At 48.6% G+C, this 15,795-nt stretch carries 14 protein-coding genes; 8 read left to right on the top strand and 6 right to left on the bottom strand.

Annotation, left to right across the window (positions count from 1 at the left end; all coding sequences use genetic code 11):
* Window positions 1-165 precede the first annotated feature (165 nt).
* From F4X88_09990 to F4X88_09975, 4 genes are all read right to left on the bottom strand, one after another.
* Complete coding sequence (locus F4X88_09990) at window positions 166-1,182, bottom strand: hypothetical protein (GenBank protein MYA56615.1); 1,017 nt, start codon at window positions 1,180-1,182, stop codon at window positions 166-168.
* A gap of 114 nt (window positions 1,183-1,296) precedes the next feature.
* The gene (locus tag F4X88_09985) at window positions 1,297-2,469 is read right to left on the bottom strand and encodes a glycosyltransferase family 4 protein (protein ID MYA56614.1); all 1,173 of its coding nucleotides are present in this window, start codon (window positions 2,467-2,469) and stop codon (window positions 1,297-1,299) included.
* Window positions 2,423-2,923: a tRNA (adenosine(37)-N6)-threonylcarbamoyltransferase complex ATPase subunit type 1 TsaE gene (gene tsaE / locus F4X88_09980; GenBank protein MYA56613.1), complete on the bottom strand. Its 501-nt coding sequence runs from the start codon at window positions 2,921-2,923 to the stop codon at window positions 2,423-2,425. Before tsaE ends, F4X88_09985 begins: the two co-directional genes overlap by 47 nt.
* 127 nt (window positions 2,924-3,050) lie before the next feature.
* Window positions 3,051-4,673, bottom strand: a complete 1,623-nt coding sequence (locus tag F4X88_09975; protein ID MYA56612.1) for an ATP-binding cassette domain-containing protein — start codon at window positions 4,671-4,673, stop codon at window positions 3,051-3,053.
* 358 nt (window positions 4,674-5,031) lie between these two features.
* Between F4X88_09975 and F4X88_09970 the strand changes: the two genes are divergently transcribed.
* Window positions 5,032-5,841, top strand: coding sequence for a hypothetical protein (locus F4X88_09970; protein MYA56611.1), 810 nt, complete (start codon window positions 5,032-5,034; stop codon window positions 5,839-5,841).
* Between the two features lie 94 nt (window positions 5,842-5,935).
* Complete coding sequence (locus F4X88_09965; GenBank protein MYA56610.1) at window positions 5,936-6,781, top strand: hypothetical protein; 846 nt, start codon at window positions 5,936-5,938, stop codon at window positions 6,779-6,781.
* Between the two features lie 434 nt (window positions 6,782-7,215).
* Here F4X88_09965 and F4X88_09960 read toward each other — a convergent pair whose 3' ends face one another.
* A complete protein-coding gene (locus tag F4X88_09960) occupies window positions 7,216-8,103 on the bottom strand; it encodes a hypothetical protein (GenBank protein ID MYA56609.1) in 888 nt (295 codons plus the stop codon).
* A gap of 77 nt (window positions 8,104-8,180) precedes the next feature.
* Here F4X88_09960 and tenA point away from each other — a divergent pair, with 77 nt between their 5' ends.
* Complete coding sequence (gene tenA, locus F4X88_09955) at window positions 8,181-8,858, top strand: thiaminase II (protein ID MYA56608.1); 678 nt, start codon at window positions 8,181-8,183, stop codon at window positions 8,856-8,858.
* 118 nt (window positions 8,859-8,976) lie between these two features.
* On the opposite strand, the gene F4X88_09950 is transcribed toward tenA, so the two are convergent.
* Window positions 8,977-10,887, bottom strand: coding sequence for a cell wall metabolism sensor histidine kinase WalK (locus F4X88_09950; protein ID MYA56607.1), 1,911 nt, complete (start codon window positions 10,885-10,887; stop codon window positions 8,977-8,979).
* Between the two features lie 114 nt (window positions 10,888-11,001).
* Between F4X88_09950 and F4X88_09945 the strand changes: the two genes are divergently transcribed.
* The 5 genes from F4X88_09945 to F4X88_09925 form a co-directional block, all read left to right on the top strand.
* Complete coding sequence (locus F4X88_09945; GenBank protein ID MYA56606.1) at window positions 11,002-11,901, top strand: dihydrodipicolinate synthase family protein; 900 nt, start codon at window positions 11,002-11,004, stop codon at window positions 11,899-11,901.
* Between the two features lie 236 nt (window positions 11,902-12,137).
* Window positions 12,138-13,409, top strand: coding sequence for a 3-phosphoshikimate 1-carboxyvinyltransferase (aroA, locus tag F4X88_09940; GenBank protein ID MYA56605.1), 1,272 nt, complete (start codon window positions 12,138-12,140; stop codon window positions 13,407-13,409).
* Between the two features lie 115 nt (window positions 13,410-13,524).
* On the top strand, window positions 13,525-14,544 hold the full coding sequence (locus F4X88_09935) for a tetratricopeptide repeat protein (protein MYA56604.1): 1,020 nt from the start codon (window positions 13,525-13,527) through the stop codon (window positions 14,542-14,544).
* The gene (locus tag F4X88_09930; GenBank protein ID MYA56603.1) at window positions 14,465-15,010 is read left to right on the top strand and encodes a DUF3368 domain-containing protein; all 546 of its coding nucleotides are present in this window, start codon (window positions 14,465-14,467) and stop codon (window positions 15,008-15,010) included. Before F4X88_09935 ends, F4X88_09930 begins: the two co-directional genes overlap by 80 nt.
* A gap of 78 nt (window positions 15,011-15,088) precedes the next feature.
* On the top strand, window positions 15,089-15,795 hold a 707-nt coding region (locus tag F4X88_09925; GenBank protein ID MYA56602.1), incomplete at its 3' end, for a hypothetical protein.

Raw genomic sequence — 15,795 nt, 5'->3', positions numbered from 1 at the left:
CTGGGGAAACACCCAAGCAAAAACACCTACAGATTTATTTTCAAACTGGCGTTATACTACATTTTACGGATGAAATCAATCCGTTGTTATTTTCTGAGAATCCGCGAAATCTGTGTAATCCACGAAAATCCATGATTCAGACAATTGGCGGAATTTTCACACGCTCTACCGATCCTCAATCATCTCACGAGTGGCGGGTCTCTCCGGTGCTACCGGTTCCGGACGCTGACTCAGCCACCACGCAAACACGACGACGAGACACGCAAGCACAATGGCGCTGAGAGCCATCGGGACACCTGTTGATGCGCCGTCACTGACATCGATCTGGTGTTTCGCGACGACTGCTGATGCCACAGCAACGACCGCCAACACGAGGTTCACCTGCCACGGAATCTGAAAAAGCACTGCAATAAGCGAAATCACAGCGACAGTGAGACTCAATTGGGCAAGCGGATGGTAAGGCGTCGCATCGAACTCGTCAGCGTCAGTCGTAGCACTGGCGCGATGTGGGAGCGGCGGCGCGCCCTCTTGATACGTCATCTCAATGAGACGGATGAATTCCGCGAGAAGTTTTCCATCTTGGATCCACTCGAAGAGGTCGGGGTATTCGTGGCGGAGAAGTATCACGAACTCTTGGCGTTGCGCACTAAAATCCGTGAACTCTTCCCAGTCGCGCTCTGGGACGATGACGTAGGGTTCAGGACCAACACGGAGTTCATATCCTTGTCCTGCCATATAGACGACACTGCCGATGCCTTCACGTTCGGCGAAAACGATTTCTGTCGAATCACCGGGGTCCATCTGTTGACTTCTGTCTTCTTGAACGACAGTCATATCGCGTTGCTTGAGCGCTTCCGTTGCTTCTTCAGCGTGCGTCGCCATTTCGTTGTCCGTGACGGCCACCCCGATGCGACTTACCAGTTCCATCGCTTCCACTTCGTGTTGCGGTTCAACGAGGAGGGCGGTTTGGCGTTCCTCTTTTAATTCAATCGGACGGCATCGGATCTGTTGCGCGCTCAAAGTGGCTTGGATGAGTTTCACTTCCCATTCATCGTTGGTGCGGTGGATCTCGACCCACTCAGGGGTGCTACCGATACCCTCACTGAACAGTTGAGACACCTGTCTCACTTGCCCTTGACTCGATTGTGAACCCTGTGGTGGACTCACTGTCTTTCCTCTCATAATAAATAACTCCTCTGTCTGTGTGGCGGAAACATGCAATCGTGTTTATCTGTGGCTATAGAAGAGAAATCGCGATTCGCAGCTCGTTCCTACTGGGGATGCGAAAGCCTCTTATCATACGGCTAACAGTTCAGTGTAAACAGCCTCCGTCAACGCCGTGTTCTTTTCGCTATTAAACAACTGCTCAGCGCGGTTGCGAGAGGCTTCCCCCATTGCCCGCAATCGTTTTTGATCCGTCGCAAGCGTTGCAATAGCATCCGCAATCGCCGAGGCATCTTCAGGCAGTACTAAAATCCCTGTTTCAGGGGTAACGAGTTCTTTACTTCCACCGAGTGGCGTGGAAATGACGGGGGTGCCGACCGCCATTGCTTCAATGATGGTGCGCGGGCATGCCTCCGGGATAATAGATGGCACCAACATAACGTCAAGCAGGCTTGTAACCACCCGCGTATCCGACAAAAATCCAGTGAAGATGACCGAATCTTCAACGCCTAAATCTACGACCTCCTGTTTGAGTTCGTTCATATAGTCAATATCCTTTTGGAAGTAAGGACCGCCAACGATCAACAATTTGGTGTCTATTCTTCCTTTGAGTTCTGCTATCGCTCTGACTAAAAAATGGATACCCTTCTCCGGCGTAATCCGAGTTACGACTCCCGTAACGATGGAGGTATCGGAGGCATTGGGAAAGAGTTCCGATCGGAGGGTTTCCACCTCTTCTGCGGATGCTTGAAAAGCCTCTAAGTTGACCCCGTTATAGATTAACGTCTGTTTTGCCGTAGGCGCGAAATTCCAGCGAGTTGCCTCCGAAACGAGTATTACACGGTGCAAAAACCTTTCGCAAATCCGATCCAGAATGCCGTAGGAAGTCGCGTAGCGTTTGTGCATCACGATCGGGATACGGTTTATCCGCGCGACAATACCGCCGAGCAGTGCTACCGACAGCGAGTTCGCATGGATGAGGTCGATCGCATACCGTTTTACTGTTTGATGGAGTTGAAGAATAACCCCAAGTTGTCGGAAGTCGTCAAGCAGATCGCCGAGGGTAAATCGTTGGACCTTATCGGTTTTGTTATGTGCCGCGGGTAGAGACAATGGAACGACACTTGCCTCCGTCTTTTCTACCTCCGCTGCGAATCGGCTCCCACCGAGGCATCCGACATACGGCGTAAAACGATCCTTATCTAATAGATTGAGCAGGAGTAAGAGACTGCGTTGTCCACCGCCGATGCCCGAACCGCTATCGAGATATAGGATATTGGATTTCGATGTGTCGGATGTTTTCATCTTCAGGGATTTGTGATATTGGCTCACGGGTTTCGCTGCCGTGTGAGACGTTTGCGTCTCCAAGCGTTATACGTATTTGTATACAAGTAGCAGGCAGGGCATCTGTCATCCGTTCTGCCCACTCAATGATGCAAATTCCATCGCCTTCCATATATTCGCTGAGTCCGAGTTCGGCGATCTCCGCACTGTTTTCGAGACGGTACAGATCGATGTGGTAGATCGGGAGTACCCCATTATACTCATTAATCAGGATATAGGAGGGACTATTCACAACCTCGTCTGGAGAGATGCCGACACCGCGCGCAATGCCTTGCGTCAAACAGGTTTTACCCGTGCCGAGGTCGCCGATGAGTGCGATGACATCTCCTTGCTTGAGCGTTTTGCCTAACCTTTCACCGAGCGCTTGTGTTTCTGCTGGGTTTTCTGTTTTAAATGTTTCGTTTCTATTTTCCATTTTTTTAATTTACCTTGCGGTTCGGTGAGGGAGGTTTGGATACTGACGTGCCTCCGCGTATAGCCGCACTCCACTTCGTTACGTGTTACAGCTTTAGTGTAATGTGTAGGCGTAAGTTTTCCTTTTTTTAATTTACCTTGCGGTTCGGTGAGGGAAGTTTGGATATTGACGTGCCAGCGGCACATCGTAAAATGTCCTCTTGGGTCAGATTCTCGTTGATAAATTCACCCGTGATCTTGCCCGCATGTAATACTATGACGCGATCGCTCATACCGAGGATTTCTGGGAGTTCGGAGGATACAAACACGATCGCGACCCCCTCTTGCGCAAGTTTTGCCATCAGTGTGTGAATTTCCGCTTTCGCACCGACATCAATCCCGCGTGTCGGTTCATCAAGAAATAACACCGTCGGATGCGTCATCAACCATTTGCCGAGAACGACTTTCTGTTGATTGCCGCCGCTGAGATGGTTCACAGGCACTTCAAGCGAAGTTGTCTTAATCTGAAGGGAATCTACGTAGTGTTCGCTTTTTTCAAATGCCGTGTTGTCATCAATTATCCCGTGTGATGTGATGTCTGACGATGGACCGAGACTCGCAAGCGTCATGTTGCGGACGACATCTACGTCTAAAAGGAGTCCATAGCGTTTCCGATCCTCACTGACGAGTGCTATGCCGTGCTGTATCGCCTCACGTGGGGAGTGAATGTTAACAGTGGCATCCTCTATGACGATTTCTCCACGCCATCTACCCTCGTAAACACCGAAAATCGTGCTAATCAATTCTGTCCTTCCCGCGCCCATTAAACCTGCAATGCCGAGGATTTCTCCACGTCGCACCTCAAAATTGATGTTTTCAAGTTGTGGCGGTTCCGATGGGTAAGTGCTTAGGTTTTCCACCCGGAGTGCTACGTCGTCTCGGTTTGACCTGTTTTTATCAATAGAGACAGTTCGTCGTTTTGGAAACAGAGCGGTTAACTCGCGTCCGACCATCTGTGAGATGAGCGCATCTTCGGTGCACTCAGACGATTTAATGGATTGCGTTGCGACTGTTTTGCCGTCCCGTAGCACTGTCACCCGGTCAGCGATTTGAAAAATCTCCTTGAGTTTATGGGTGATATAGATACAGGCGACACCCTTTTCTCGAAGTTGCGTCAGAATCTCGCGAAGGATGTCTACTTCGCTTTCGGTCAAGGCGGCTGTCGGCTCGTCCAGCACGAGTAACAAGGCACTCCCTGACGATTCGCTGTTGGCTTGCAAGCTGCGCCGCTGCTGAATATGGGCTTGCAAGCTGCGCCCTAAAGCCTTTGCGATTTCTACGAGTTGTTGTTGTCCGATACCGAGTTCATGGACAGGTTTACGGAGTGGGATCGTCAGTCCAAACTGCGAAAGGAGTTCGCCTGCTTCGTGATAGAGACGATGCTTGTTAATGGTCCCGAATTGGCACGGTTCCTTACCGAGATAAATATTCTCAGCGACCGTCATCTCTGGAATAAGTGCCAGTTCTTGATGGATGATAGCGATTCCCGCACGTTCTGCGTCACGCACGGTATGGAACTGTTGCTCGTTTCCGTTGATATGCAATTCTCCTTCGTAAGTCCCGTACGGGTAAACGCCACCGAGAATCTTAATCAACGTTGATTTGCCTGCGCCGTTTTCTCCACACAGCGCATGAATTTCACCCGGACGCACCTCGAAAGAGACATCGTCTAGGGCACGCACGCCGGGGAAGTCTTTGGTAATTGATTGCATGTGGAGAAGTGGGGTTGTCACTGTTCATCAATGCTCCGATGCTCGATTTATTTTTATTATAGCAGAATTCACGGTGGTGGTCAAGTTTATGGCGTGAGGTTTTTTGAGCGAATTGGACCGGTTTCCCATACAATTTGACATCTTAAGTCGGAGCCGTTATAATTCTTAAAGCAAACGGTAGCCTGCAACAACGACTCAAGAAGTTTGCGAGTGTGCTAAAGTCTTAGAATACTTTACAACTTTCTACCAAACCCGTAGTTTCCTGCAACAATACGCAGAAACACGCAAGCAGATATAAAGAAGGTGCGTCAAACATTCAAACTTATGTTATTCTCCCGCCAAGGTATAATTAAAAAACATGAAACTGTTTACATTTTTATGTGCGTGTTTTGCCATTGCTATCTTTGGAGGGTGTGCGAGATTTCATCCGAAAACCCACACCGTCGAACTTGGTGTCCTCACTGATATTGTCAACGATGTTGAAGTAAACGGCATCCACTCAAAATATAAGGGACAGAAGGTTACGATTACCGCGGCTGGCAGAATTTATCCGAGTGCCGATGGAGATCCACCGAAGTTAGAATTGTTTACACATCACAATAAAGTCCGTTTTTTCATCACCGACCCGGACGCTAAGTTTCTGCAACACTATTATTCAAATTACATGGAGAGCGATCTCGGACATATTCGCGGACATACAACTTACACCTTCACACTTTTGATAAAGGACATTTCCGAAAACAAAACCACAAACAAAGACCGTTTTTTCACTATCTGGTCTGATGTCCCTGAACACACCGCGAAAGCGGATATCGAAGTTATCAACACGACGCTTGAACAGATTGTGACGGGGGGTCAGAGGTATGTCGGGAAAACAGTGCGCCTTCACAATGAGACCGTTTCACTTAAGAGACTCAATGAACTGCTGGGCATCGGAGATGATGTGGACCCTGAATTGGTAAAAAATTACTCAGGCGCGATGACGCTTGACACGAATAATAGAAATGTGACGTTTTGGATTATTGATGATATTGCGGGGGATGGACTCTTACCTTCCAAACTGCAAAAATACGAGAATCATCAGATGTATACATTCACACTCTACGTTGAAAGCATCGTAACAGATGGAATACAGGTCGAGATTACCACAGGCATTGCAGATGATTAACGAAAGCGCGTTTTTTCTTTGATATATATCTAAAGATATGTTATACTAATTATATATTTAGAAATCTGGTGTATTTAGAAATCGGAGGATTATTATGGCTGAAGAAAAAAAGGACGAAATGGTACCCGTTACCGCTGAATATGAAGTCGTCGATCAGGTGGATGATCAGGCGATCATTGAGTTGATGACTGGACAGACAATTCAAGATTACGTCTATTCCTTCAAACAGGGGGGACGGACTGTTGAAGGGTTGACCTTAGCCGGTATTAACGAAGCCGCAAATCGCCGGGGCGGTATCCAGATTGAAGAGATCGATTATGAGGAACGCGAGCATTCTTGGATTGCTACTGCCAAAGCGGTCGATACAATCACCGGTTCGTCTCGTTACGGTGCCTATGAGCAACTGAAGATGGCTGGCGGACGCGCCGATCCGTTCGCCTTCACCAAAGCAATTCATAAAGCGCAACGCAACGCAATTAAACAGTTGATCCCCGTGCCGGTCATCCGCGAGGTTCTGAATTTCTACCTGAATCGAAAAACAGGGGGGGGCAATACGACGCAACGACCGCAGCTACAACAGGGCGGTGGAAATATTGCTAACGCCCAAAAAGCGGCTTTCGCTATCGCGAACAATCTGGCGGGACCTCTGGAGGGGAAAGGCATCGGTAAGGCAGACCTCTGGAACTACATCAAACGTAAATATGGTGTGGAATCTCGGAACGATATGAGCGAGATGCAGTGGACGCAGCTTTCTGCTGAACTGAAAGCCGCGGAAACCTCACCACAGTTGTTAGATGAACTCTGTGAACGTGTAAAGCAATTAACAACCGCTGCGCAGGAGAGTGAAGTCCCTGAACCGGAGGAATCCGCGAATCAAGAGACCGCATCTCCAGATGGCGCACCGGCAGAAAATACACAAGCCCAAGAATCACCTTTTTAGTCATGAGTTCCACTGTTGGTCCGGTTTTGAACCGCTCCAGCAGTGGAACGTTTTTATCTGCTTATAGTTTTTATTGACCTCGCGGTTAAATTCTTGTAAAATGGGGATAGTCGGTTCTATCCATGCGAAAGACGATTGTTCAAAAGCGAGGACTCCTCCCGCTTTCTCTCCTGTATCTCCTCAACTGATGAGCGTCTAACTCAAGTAATTTATACACGGAAAAAGCGTTGGGTGTGGAACGGGTTTACGGTTACACGGCTTTCAAAAGGAGAGGAAAAATGAAAGTTAATGCGAATTTGAAGAGACAAAGATGATTCGGGAACACGGACTGGCTACAGTATTGCCAGTTTCTCCGAAAGCCAAGCTCGCTACCACGTGGGGTAAACTTAAGAGGATGTAGATAAGAGATTCGTTTCACTGTGTGCATCTCTGTCTTAGCAATTGAGTAGATACTCTCGACTCCGTAAGGCATCTTGCAGAGAATGCACAGTCGGCGTGTTTTCAAGGAGCAGATCGCCGGTATAGTCTTGCGTTTTCAAGCGTTCGGCAATGGCTCGAAAGTCGACAAAGCCATCACCGACTTCCGAGAGCACACCCTCTTCGGTTTTCTGTTTGAAATGGACCGAGGTGAGATCCGTCATTTTAACAGCCCCCCAGAAGTCGTCAGGAGGGTTCACCGTTGTCCCGTCGGCACGGTATGTGTTTGTTTCGTCGTAAGTAAGTTTGGCACCGCCCGCGACGGCTAACTTCAAGGTCAATGTAGCGGTTTGTCGGGCGTTCTCCACAGCAAAAACCATTGGAAAATCCGGTAAAAGTGCCTCATATCGCTTTAGGTTGGCAATAGCAGCGGATTCGTCAATGTCTCCTTCGGTGTCAAGATCGACGAGTCGGAGCCGCGGTTGTGCCGGGCAGAGGAGGTATGCCAACTTCTTTGCCTTAACAATCTGCTGTATGTCTGCTTCACTGTCCTTTGGAGATGACAGCCAAGGATGGGACATGGCATAACTCAAGGTAAGTCCAGATGCTTTTTCAATGAACGCTGCAATCTCCGTGAAGAGTGTGGCATGTTTCGTTTCGTAGGGTTGTTTTTCCCAGACGGCATCACAGATAGTTTTGTATTCCGCATCCGTGTAGTCAGCCATCGCGGATTCGAGATGTTCAATGCATTCCCCAAATTCAGAGTTGCGCAGGTAGTCGCCTTCACGAACCTCCATATCCTTAAATCCGTTCGCGCCGAATTCTACCATGAGTTTATCGAAGCGCGCGCCGCTTTCCATCTCTGCAGACCAGATATTGGTTACGATTCCGAGTTTTTCAAACATTTTGACATCCTTTCATTGTTAGCGTATGATATACAACAGAGATTATAGCATATTTCCAAGGAGTTTCAACAAAGACTATGGCACAAAATGGGCGATTTACTGATGAACTCAGGCTCACTGCTGCACCGATTTGGGAGGCGGATCTTCGGCATCCCTTCGTTAGAGGTATTGCCGATGGGAGTCTTCCAACAGAGAAATTCAAGTTCTACCTAATTCAGGATTACCTGTTCCTATTGGACTATAGCCGTGTATTTGCACACGGTGTTATCAAGGCGCACGATGAAGCGACGATGGCGATGTTTGCAGAACTGCTCAATTCAACACTGAACACCGAGATGGATTTGCATCGCGGGTATTGTGCGAAATTCGGTATCTCTGCCACTGAGATGGAAGCCGCGCCGATGACACCTACGACACATGCTTATACCCGACATCTACTTGATGTCGCGCAGGTCGGGACTTTAGCGGATATCGTTGCCGGTGTTTTACCGTGTCAGTGGGGTTACGCTGAAATCGGCACAACGCTTGCTGCACAAGGCGGTTCGCCGGAACCCCTCTATCAGGAGTGGATTGACATGTACGCCTCTCCCGAATTCCTATCGCTGGGTGAATCGTTGCGAGGACTTCTCAACAATCTCACAGCCGAGCATAGTGCCTCTCAAAAAGAACGGATTAAAAACTACTTCTTGCTGAGCAGTCGTTATGAGTATCTCTTTTGGGAGATGGCTTACACGCAGGAGACGTGGAAAATTTAGTCGTATGTGTTTAGGATTTACGCATTTCCACGGTAGGTGCGGTTGGAAACCGCACGGTTGTGTCATGATAGACCTAATTCTCTGATTTTGCGTAATTTTTGTTGTTAAAAGAATCTCTTTACCGAGGCAGAGCGATATAGAAGACGCTGCCTTGTCCAAGGGTGCTTTCCAGCCATATTCTTCCGTTGTGGGAGAGGACAATATGTTTAGCGATTGCCAATCCTAATCCAGTGCCACCCATTTCTCGGGCACGTCCTTCGTCAACACGGTAAAACCTTTCAAACACGCGGGATTGTGATTCCATCGGGATACCGATACCTGTATCTTCTACACGCAGGAGGATCTCTTCCGAGTCTATCTCCGCGCCTTCAGTTCCTTCACCTGAACAGATCTCTGCTGAAACGATAATCGCTCCACCGTCTGGTGTATATTTAATAGCATTGTCAATCAGGTTCACAAAGATCTGCATGAAAAGTTGTCGGTCTACATTAACCCTCGGGAACTTTTCAGGAACCTCCCATTTTAAAACCAACCCTGATTCCTCTAATAGCGGCTCAAACACATCTAAAATCGGTGCGTGGAAGGTATTGAGGTCGCAAGGTGAGCGTTTCAATTCTACCTCACCCAACTCCAGCCGAGAGAGTTCCAACAGGTCTGAGACCAAACTTGTAAGTCGGGCGGCGTGATTGAGAATTTTCACGATGAACTGTTCGCCTGTCTTTGTCCGAACGGAATTCTCACCGAGTAGGGTTTCGGCGTAACCTCGGATCGTTGTGAGTGGCGTTCGGAGTTCGTGTGAAACGTTTGCCACGAAGTCCGCTCGAATCCGCTCTAATTGCCGTTCCTTCGTGACATCGTGGATAACGATGACGTATTCTTGACCTGCAGAAACGGGAACAACCGTGACCTCTGCCTCCGGTTCTCTCAGGTTACCGAGTTGGATTTCTGCGAACGCGATGGTTTCTGTTTGTTCCGCCTTTTTCAGGAGTGCTTGTAGTTCTGGAATCCGATTGATCTCAATCAAGGCTTTGCCGATATAATCGTCAGGGAGTTCCAGCATAGAGATAGCCGTTGGGTTGGCATACGTAATCTCAGACACACCGTTCACGAGTAGTACACCTTCACCCATGTTTTTCAAAATGGTTTCGGAACGCCGGTGTTCTTCAGAGATTGTGTCAATCTGTTCCTGTATCCTGTCTGCCATCAGGTTAAAGTTATGCGAAAGTTGTCCGAGTTCGTTGCTTGAATCCACAGGAACACGAGAACTGATGTTGCCAGCAGCAAGCGATTGGGTCACCTGGGTCAATTTCTCAATCGGTTTTGTGATCGCACCCGTGCTAAAAACGCTAAATACGATTACGAGAATGAGTCCTGCTACACTCGCAATGAGAGCCATCTGTCGGAGCTTGCCAATCGCAGTATTGACGGCTGCCATCGGGAGCGCGACGCGGCAGATACCAATCAAAGTGCCTGCAGTTTCTGACCCCACATTGCTATGTATTGGAAGGGCAAAGTAACGAAATTCTGTCTGTGTTGTATTGCTGTAGCGGTCTCGAATACCGCTTCCTTTCTTGATCGCATCTTGGACCTCTGGACGCGTGAGGTGGTTGTCCATTTCACGGAGTGCCTGGCCATCCCGTTCGGTGTCACCCCAGACAACACCCTCCAAGTCGATGAAGGTCACACGGGCATTGTTAGCCCTTCCGAGTTTATCGACGAGCGGGTCTATGAGGGCGTAGGTAAAGTTATCCTCGGTAGGGAGTTCTTCGATGAGAAATTCCCGAGTTAATGTCGCCTGGATTTCCAATTCACTGGTGATGTGACTGCTCATGGAGTCTTTAAGCACCGTAGCCAGATAGAAATACATCGCGAGCAATACCAAAAGCACAATGCCTATATATCTGAATGTCAGTTGGGTACGGATGTTCATTATCGTTCCCCGTTGGCGGGATCGTAAAATGATTGGGTTTGATAGTATCATAGCACGGTTTCGGCATAATTTGCAAACGGAAACGTGTCCTCTTGACATCTAAATCGGATTCTGCTATACTGAAATCTTAAGTCATATAAATACTCCGATACTGTGTTCCTCGCAAACCATATCAGTGAGACAGACAGCAATTACGCTCCATGAGGTGGATTCATGAATATTCGATTTGAAGGTATTTTTTCACCGACAATAACGCCACTTGATGAGAAAGAACGCGTTGATGAACTTGGATTTAATAACCAACTCAATCGTTTGATTGACAGCGGTATCCACGGCATCTATCTATTGGGAACTTCTGGCGAATTTACGACATTGACGAATACAGAGCGCGAACGAGCGATGGACATCGCGGTCAAAGCGATCGGCGGTCGCGTCCCGATTATCTGTGGTGTGATGGACACAAGCACGCAGCGCGTTATCCAAAACATTAAAATCGCCGAACAATTCGGGGTTGACGCGGTTGCTGCGACACCGGGTTACTACTATCCCTCCACCGATGATGCAGATCTCATCGAATTCTATTACGATGTTGCCGCCAGCACGGAACTCCCTGTTTTCATTTACAACATCCCTTCAACTGTCAAAACAGCGATTAAACCGTATGTCGTTGCCCAACTCGCGGAGACGTGTGAGAACATTGTTGGAATTAAGGACAGTTCCGGGGATTGGACGAACTGCCTCAACCTCTTGGATCGGCTCGGAGACCGTCCGGATTTCTCCATCATGCTCGGCTCGCATACTGCATTGGGAGCAGCCTTATTGTTCGGTGCAGACGGCGGTGTCGTCTCGATTTCAAACGTCGCTCCGAAAGAATCTGTCGCGCTCTATAATGCCGCAAAGGCACGCGACATCGATGAAACCCACCGGTTACAGAAGTTGTTACTTCGACTCAGCAAAATGTATACGTATGGACAGGGCGTTAGCGGTATGAAAGCGTGTCTGGAGATTTTGGGAGTCTGTAAAGCATATACAACCGGACCCTTGCTGCCCATTAGCGACTTTGCGAAGGACGAACTCCGACAATTATTATCGGAAGCAGGAATTGCAAAATGAACGAAAGAGCGTAGTCCGTAACATTGTCCCGCAGGTTTCCTATAGAGGCTTGTGCAAGGAGGACGGATATACGGTGTGATGCGTTAAATCCTGAACCCACTTGACCGAACCGCAAGGTAAAATTTTAAAAAAACTAGCCCGAAGCGCGTAGTCCGTAACGTAGTGGAGGACGGATATACGGTGTGATGCGTTAAATCCCGAACCCACCTGACCGAACCGCAAGGTAAAATTAAAAAATGATTGAGATACAGCCGATTCGCAAACCCATTGATGCCACCATAGAGGTCCCCGGTTCTAAAAGTTATACCAACCGGGCATTATTAGTCGCTGCGTTGGCGAGGGGGGCTTCGACCGTGACAGGTGCCCTCTTTAGCGATGATACGCGCTATATGCGTAATGCGCTGCAAAAACTCGGTGTCGAGATTCACGCGGATGAGAAGCAGGCGAGGTTTGACATACATGGAAATGGTGGGGACATTCCGGTTTCGAATGCCGAACTCTATATCGGAAACTCAGGGACCACCTCACGCTCGCTGACTGCCTATGTCTCATTAGGTCGTGGGACATTCGTCATTGATGGCGATGCACCGATGCGACACGGGCGTCCGATTGCCGACTTACTGGATGCCCTGACGCAAATTGGGGTTTCGGCACGCTCGCAATTTGGCAATGGACATCTCCCAGTCATTATTGAGGCAAACGGATTGGAGGGTGGAAAGACCCGACTTGATGTCTCTAAGAGCAGTCAATTCTTGACAGCGTTGCTACTCATTGCGCCCTATGCTAAAAACGGCGTAGAGATTCAAGTCGTCGGAGAACGCGAGATGCCCTATATTGACATTACACTCGCAGTCATGGAGGCATTTGGTGTCGAGGTTGTCAGCGAAGGTTATAGGTATTTTCGGATTGAAGAGGGACAGCGGTATCAGCCGCGTATCTATAACGTTGAACCAGATGCTTCCAACGCCTCCTATTTCTTCGCGGCGGCTGCACTCACAGGTGGACGTGTCACTACCCAACATCTGTCCTTAGATTCCAAGCAAGGTGATGTCCAATTTGTGCGTATTTTGGAACGGATGGGTTGTCAGATCACTGTTTCCGACGGTGGGATTACCCTTACCGGTCCACGCCAATTGAAGGGCGTCGATGCGGATATGCGGGCGATTTCGGATACCTCCCTAACCCTCGCAGCCATTGCGCCCTTCGCCGATAGCAAAGTGACCCTTCGAAACATTGAACACACCCGCTGGCAAGAAACCGATCGGATTCATGCGATGGTGACGGAGTTACGGAAATTAGGCGTGCCTGTGATTGAGCATCAAGACGGACTTGAAATTTCGCCTTCACCTGTTACCCCTGCAGCGATTGATACGTATGAAGACCACCGCATGGCGATGGCGTTTTCGCTCGTCGGTCTAAAGGCAAACGGGATTCAAATTAACGATCCGGACTGTGTCAGCAAAACGTTCCCGAATTATTTTGAAGTATTGGAACGGTTATATGCCTGAAAATATCGTTTTTATGAACATTGACAGTTAGCGGATTTTGTGGTATCCTTAAATCAATGTAAGTTGGGTATAAGAATAATACAATGCTGTGTGGCACCTACGCTGAGGAAAAGGTATGCAAACGCTAAACGTAGCGAATGAATCGGGCAGCGCAAACACTGCCCCGAAAAAGGCTGAGACGCATCAGCAACCTGCATCGTCTAAACAAAGCAACAAAAAAATCATCGATCCGTATGTTCACTGCGGGTTTGCTCACAGTCACCATACTGAAGGCATGCCAAAACTCGTCCACCCACAGCGCACCGAGGCAGAAATATACAACGTTCGCGGTATCACCTACAGCGAAAGCGGCGAGCACGACCTGGCTATCCCTACTTTTGGTAAAGCGATTGAACTGCAACCGGATTATGTTAATGCCCATTACAATCGCGGACTGGCTTATATGAGAAAAGGCGAGGTGGACAAAGCTCTCGCTGATTATAATGGGGCAATCCAGTTTAAACGTGATTATGCGGAAGCGTATAACAATCGCGGCATCGCTTATAAAAAAAAAGGTGAAATCATCTATGCCGTCCAGGATTATAGCACGGCAATAGGCTTGAATCCAGGACTCGCTGAACCCTACGCCAATCGCGGGAGTCTCTATCTCAGCAGGTTAGATATTCACCGCGCGGTTTACGACTGTACAAAGGCACTTAGACTGAATCCGGACGTGGGGGTGGCTTACGGGACTTGCGGGGTGGCTTGGTTACATTACGGGCACTGGAAAAAAGCGAAAGCCGATTTCACTGTTGCTACTATTCTGCGTGTTGATATCAGCGCGCTGTTTCATCACTTCTATGAGAGTACCCACGCCTTTGCGCAGAAAACGAAGATTCAGATACCGGCGGATGTCGCGGACATGCTGGCTCCCCAAATAGAACTCCGTGAATTTGAGGAAGGTGCACGCCTGAAACTAGCCTTGAAGGCTTACGAAAACGAGGAACTCAGCACGGGTCTAGCTGCTCGATTTGCAGGTATGTCCCGCGAAGAATTTATCTATACTCTGGGTAAATATGGGCTCTCGCCTATTAGGCTCACCGCCGAAGAGCTCCGAAAGGACGTTGAGAGTGCCAGAAAAGCCAGTTATCAGTAATACGAGTCCACTCGTAGGTCTTTGGGTACTCAATCTTTTCCCATTGTTGCGGGAACTCTACACTGAAGTGTTAATTCCGGAAGAAGTTCGAGATGAGTTTTTCGCGACCGAACGCCACGCTCGCGAGGCCGCCCTCAAAAGCGCGCCGTGGATTAGAACCGTCCGTTTACATAACCCAGAAAATATAGCGACACACGCGGAAATAGATCTCGGTGAAGCCGCGGTTTTCGTGCTTGCTGAAGAACACGAAGCACGTCTCGTGATTCTTGATGATCGGGATGCCCGACGGTACGCTGAACGCATCGGAGTGCCTTATACTGGCACGGTTGGTCTTTTGCTGGAAGCAAAGGAAAGAGGATTCATTGATGCAGTCACACCTCTTTTAAACGTGTTGCTGGAGAATGGAGTCCGTCTGAGCCCATCGCTCGTCAGCGATGCGTTACAGCAAGCTGGAGAAATGCCTTAGTGGGTCAGCAAAGCGTTCCCTGATTGTTTTGAAGTGTTTGAGGCGTTGTACGTTTGAGTTTCGGAGGAGAAAAGCATTTTGCGTTTTTTAGTCGTAATCGTTCTGAGTGGAATATTCTGTCTGTTTTACCCTCAAGTGGCACCTTGTGCCGAAATTGAGGTTGTTGACAATAACGTCTTCGTGGAAACCGATACCTATCAAGTCCAGTTCACCGACGGTGTTCTCACCCACCTCTATAACAAACTCACAGAAGAAACGTATACTCTCCCGCTCGGTGTCGGTGGCGTTACGGGTTTTCGTGGGCGTAGTGGATTGTTGAGGAGAAATATCGGATCTATCTGGACCGACCAAGCAACGCTAACACAGGCAAGAAAAGTCGCACCACTTAAAGCAGAAATTATGTTTCGTCAGGGGCAAAACGCATTGCGTCTGTTCATAGGCGTTGACGCCAGGTCAGGGGATCTGCTGATTGAGCAGGAGGGGGCTTCCGAGACAGCAGGTGTTTATGGGATTCAGTGGGGGTGTGTAAATCTCAATCACAGGAATCTGGATCTCATTCTTCCGGCGGAAGGCGGTCAGGTCATTGATTCTACAACTCCAGTTACTTCCAGAAGTTTCAATTATCCGGGGAGTTGGGAAGTCCAACTCGCAATTCTTCAAGGAGAGAGGGGAGGGTTTTTCGTTCGGGGAGCAGATGAAACCTTCCAGTTTAAAGTCCTTCACTATGAAAAACTAAAGTTTGGACAATATTATGATATTCAAGCTGCCTTGTCGAAAGGCAGCTC

Source organism: Candidatus Poribacteria bacterium, assembly GCA_009839745.1.
Taxonomy (GTDB): domain Bacteria; phylum Poribacteria; class WGA-4E; order WGA-4E; family WGA-3G; genus WGA-3G.
This window is presented reverse-complemented; position numbering and strand designations above follow the sequence as displayed.

Coding starts and splice junctions, on each gene's coding strand:
- F4X88_09990 (MYA56615.1), bottom strand. CDS start 1,182: ATGAGAGGAAAGACAGTGAGTCCACCACAGGGTTCACAATCGAGTCAA.
- F4X88_09985 (MYA56614.1), bottom strand. CDS start 2,469: ATGAAAACATCCGACACATCGAAATCCAATATCCTATATCTCGATAGC.
- tsaE (MYA56613.1), bottom strand. CDS start 2,923: ATGGAAAATAGAAACGAAACATTTAAAACAGAAAACCCAGCAGAAACA.
- F4X88_09975 (MYA56612.1), bottom strand. CDS start 4,673: ATGCAATCAATTACCAAAGACTTCCCCGGCGTGCGTGCCCTAGACGAT.
- F4X88_09970 (MYA56611.1), top strand. CDS start 5,032: ATGAAACTGTTTACATTTTTATGTGCGTGTTTTGCCATTGCTATCTTT.
- F4X88_09965 (MYA56610.1), top strand. CDS start 5,936: ATGGCTGAAGAAAAAAAGGACGAAATGGTACCCGTTACCGCTGAATAT.
- F4X88_09960 (MYA56609.1), bottom strand. CDS start 8,103: ATGTTTGAAAAACTCGGAATCGTAACCAATATCTGGTCTGCAGAGATG.
- tenA (MYA56608.1), top strand. CDS start 8,181: ATGGCACAAAATGGGCGATTTACTGATGAACTCAGGCTCACTGCTGCA.
- F4X88_09950 (MYA56607.1), bottom strand. CDS start 10,887: ATGTCAAGAGGACACGTTTCCGTTTGCAAATTATGCCGAAACCGTGCT.
- F4X88_09945 (MYA56606.1), top strand. CDS start 11,002: ATGAATATTCGATTTGAAGGTATTTTTTCACCGACAATAACGCCACTT.
- aroA (MYA56605.1), top strand. CDS start 12,138: ATGATTGAGATACAGCCGATTCGCAAACCCATTGATGCCACCATAGAG.
- F4X88_09935 (MYA56604.1), top strand. CDS start 13,525: ATGCAAACGCTAAACGTAGCGAATGAATCGGGCAGCGCAAACACTGCC.
- F4X88_09930 (MYA56603.1), top strand. CDS start 14,465: ATGGGCTCTCGCCTATTAGGCTCACCGCCGAAGAGCTCCGAAAGGACG.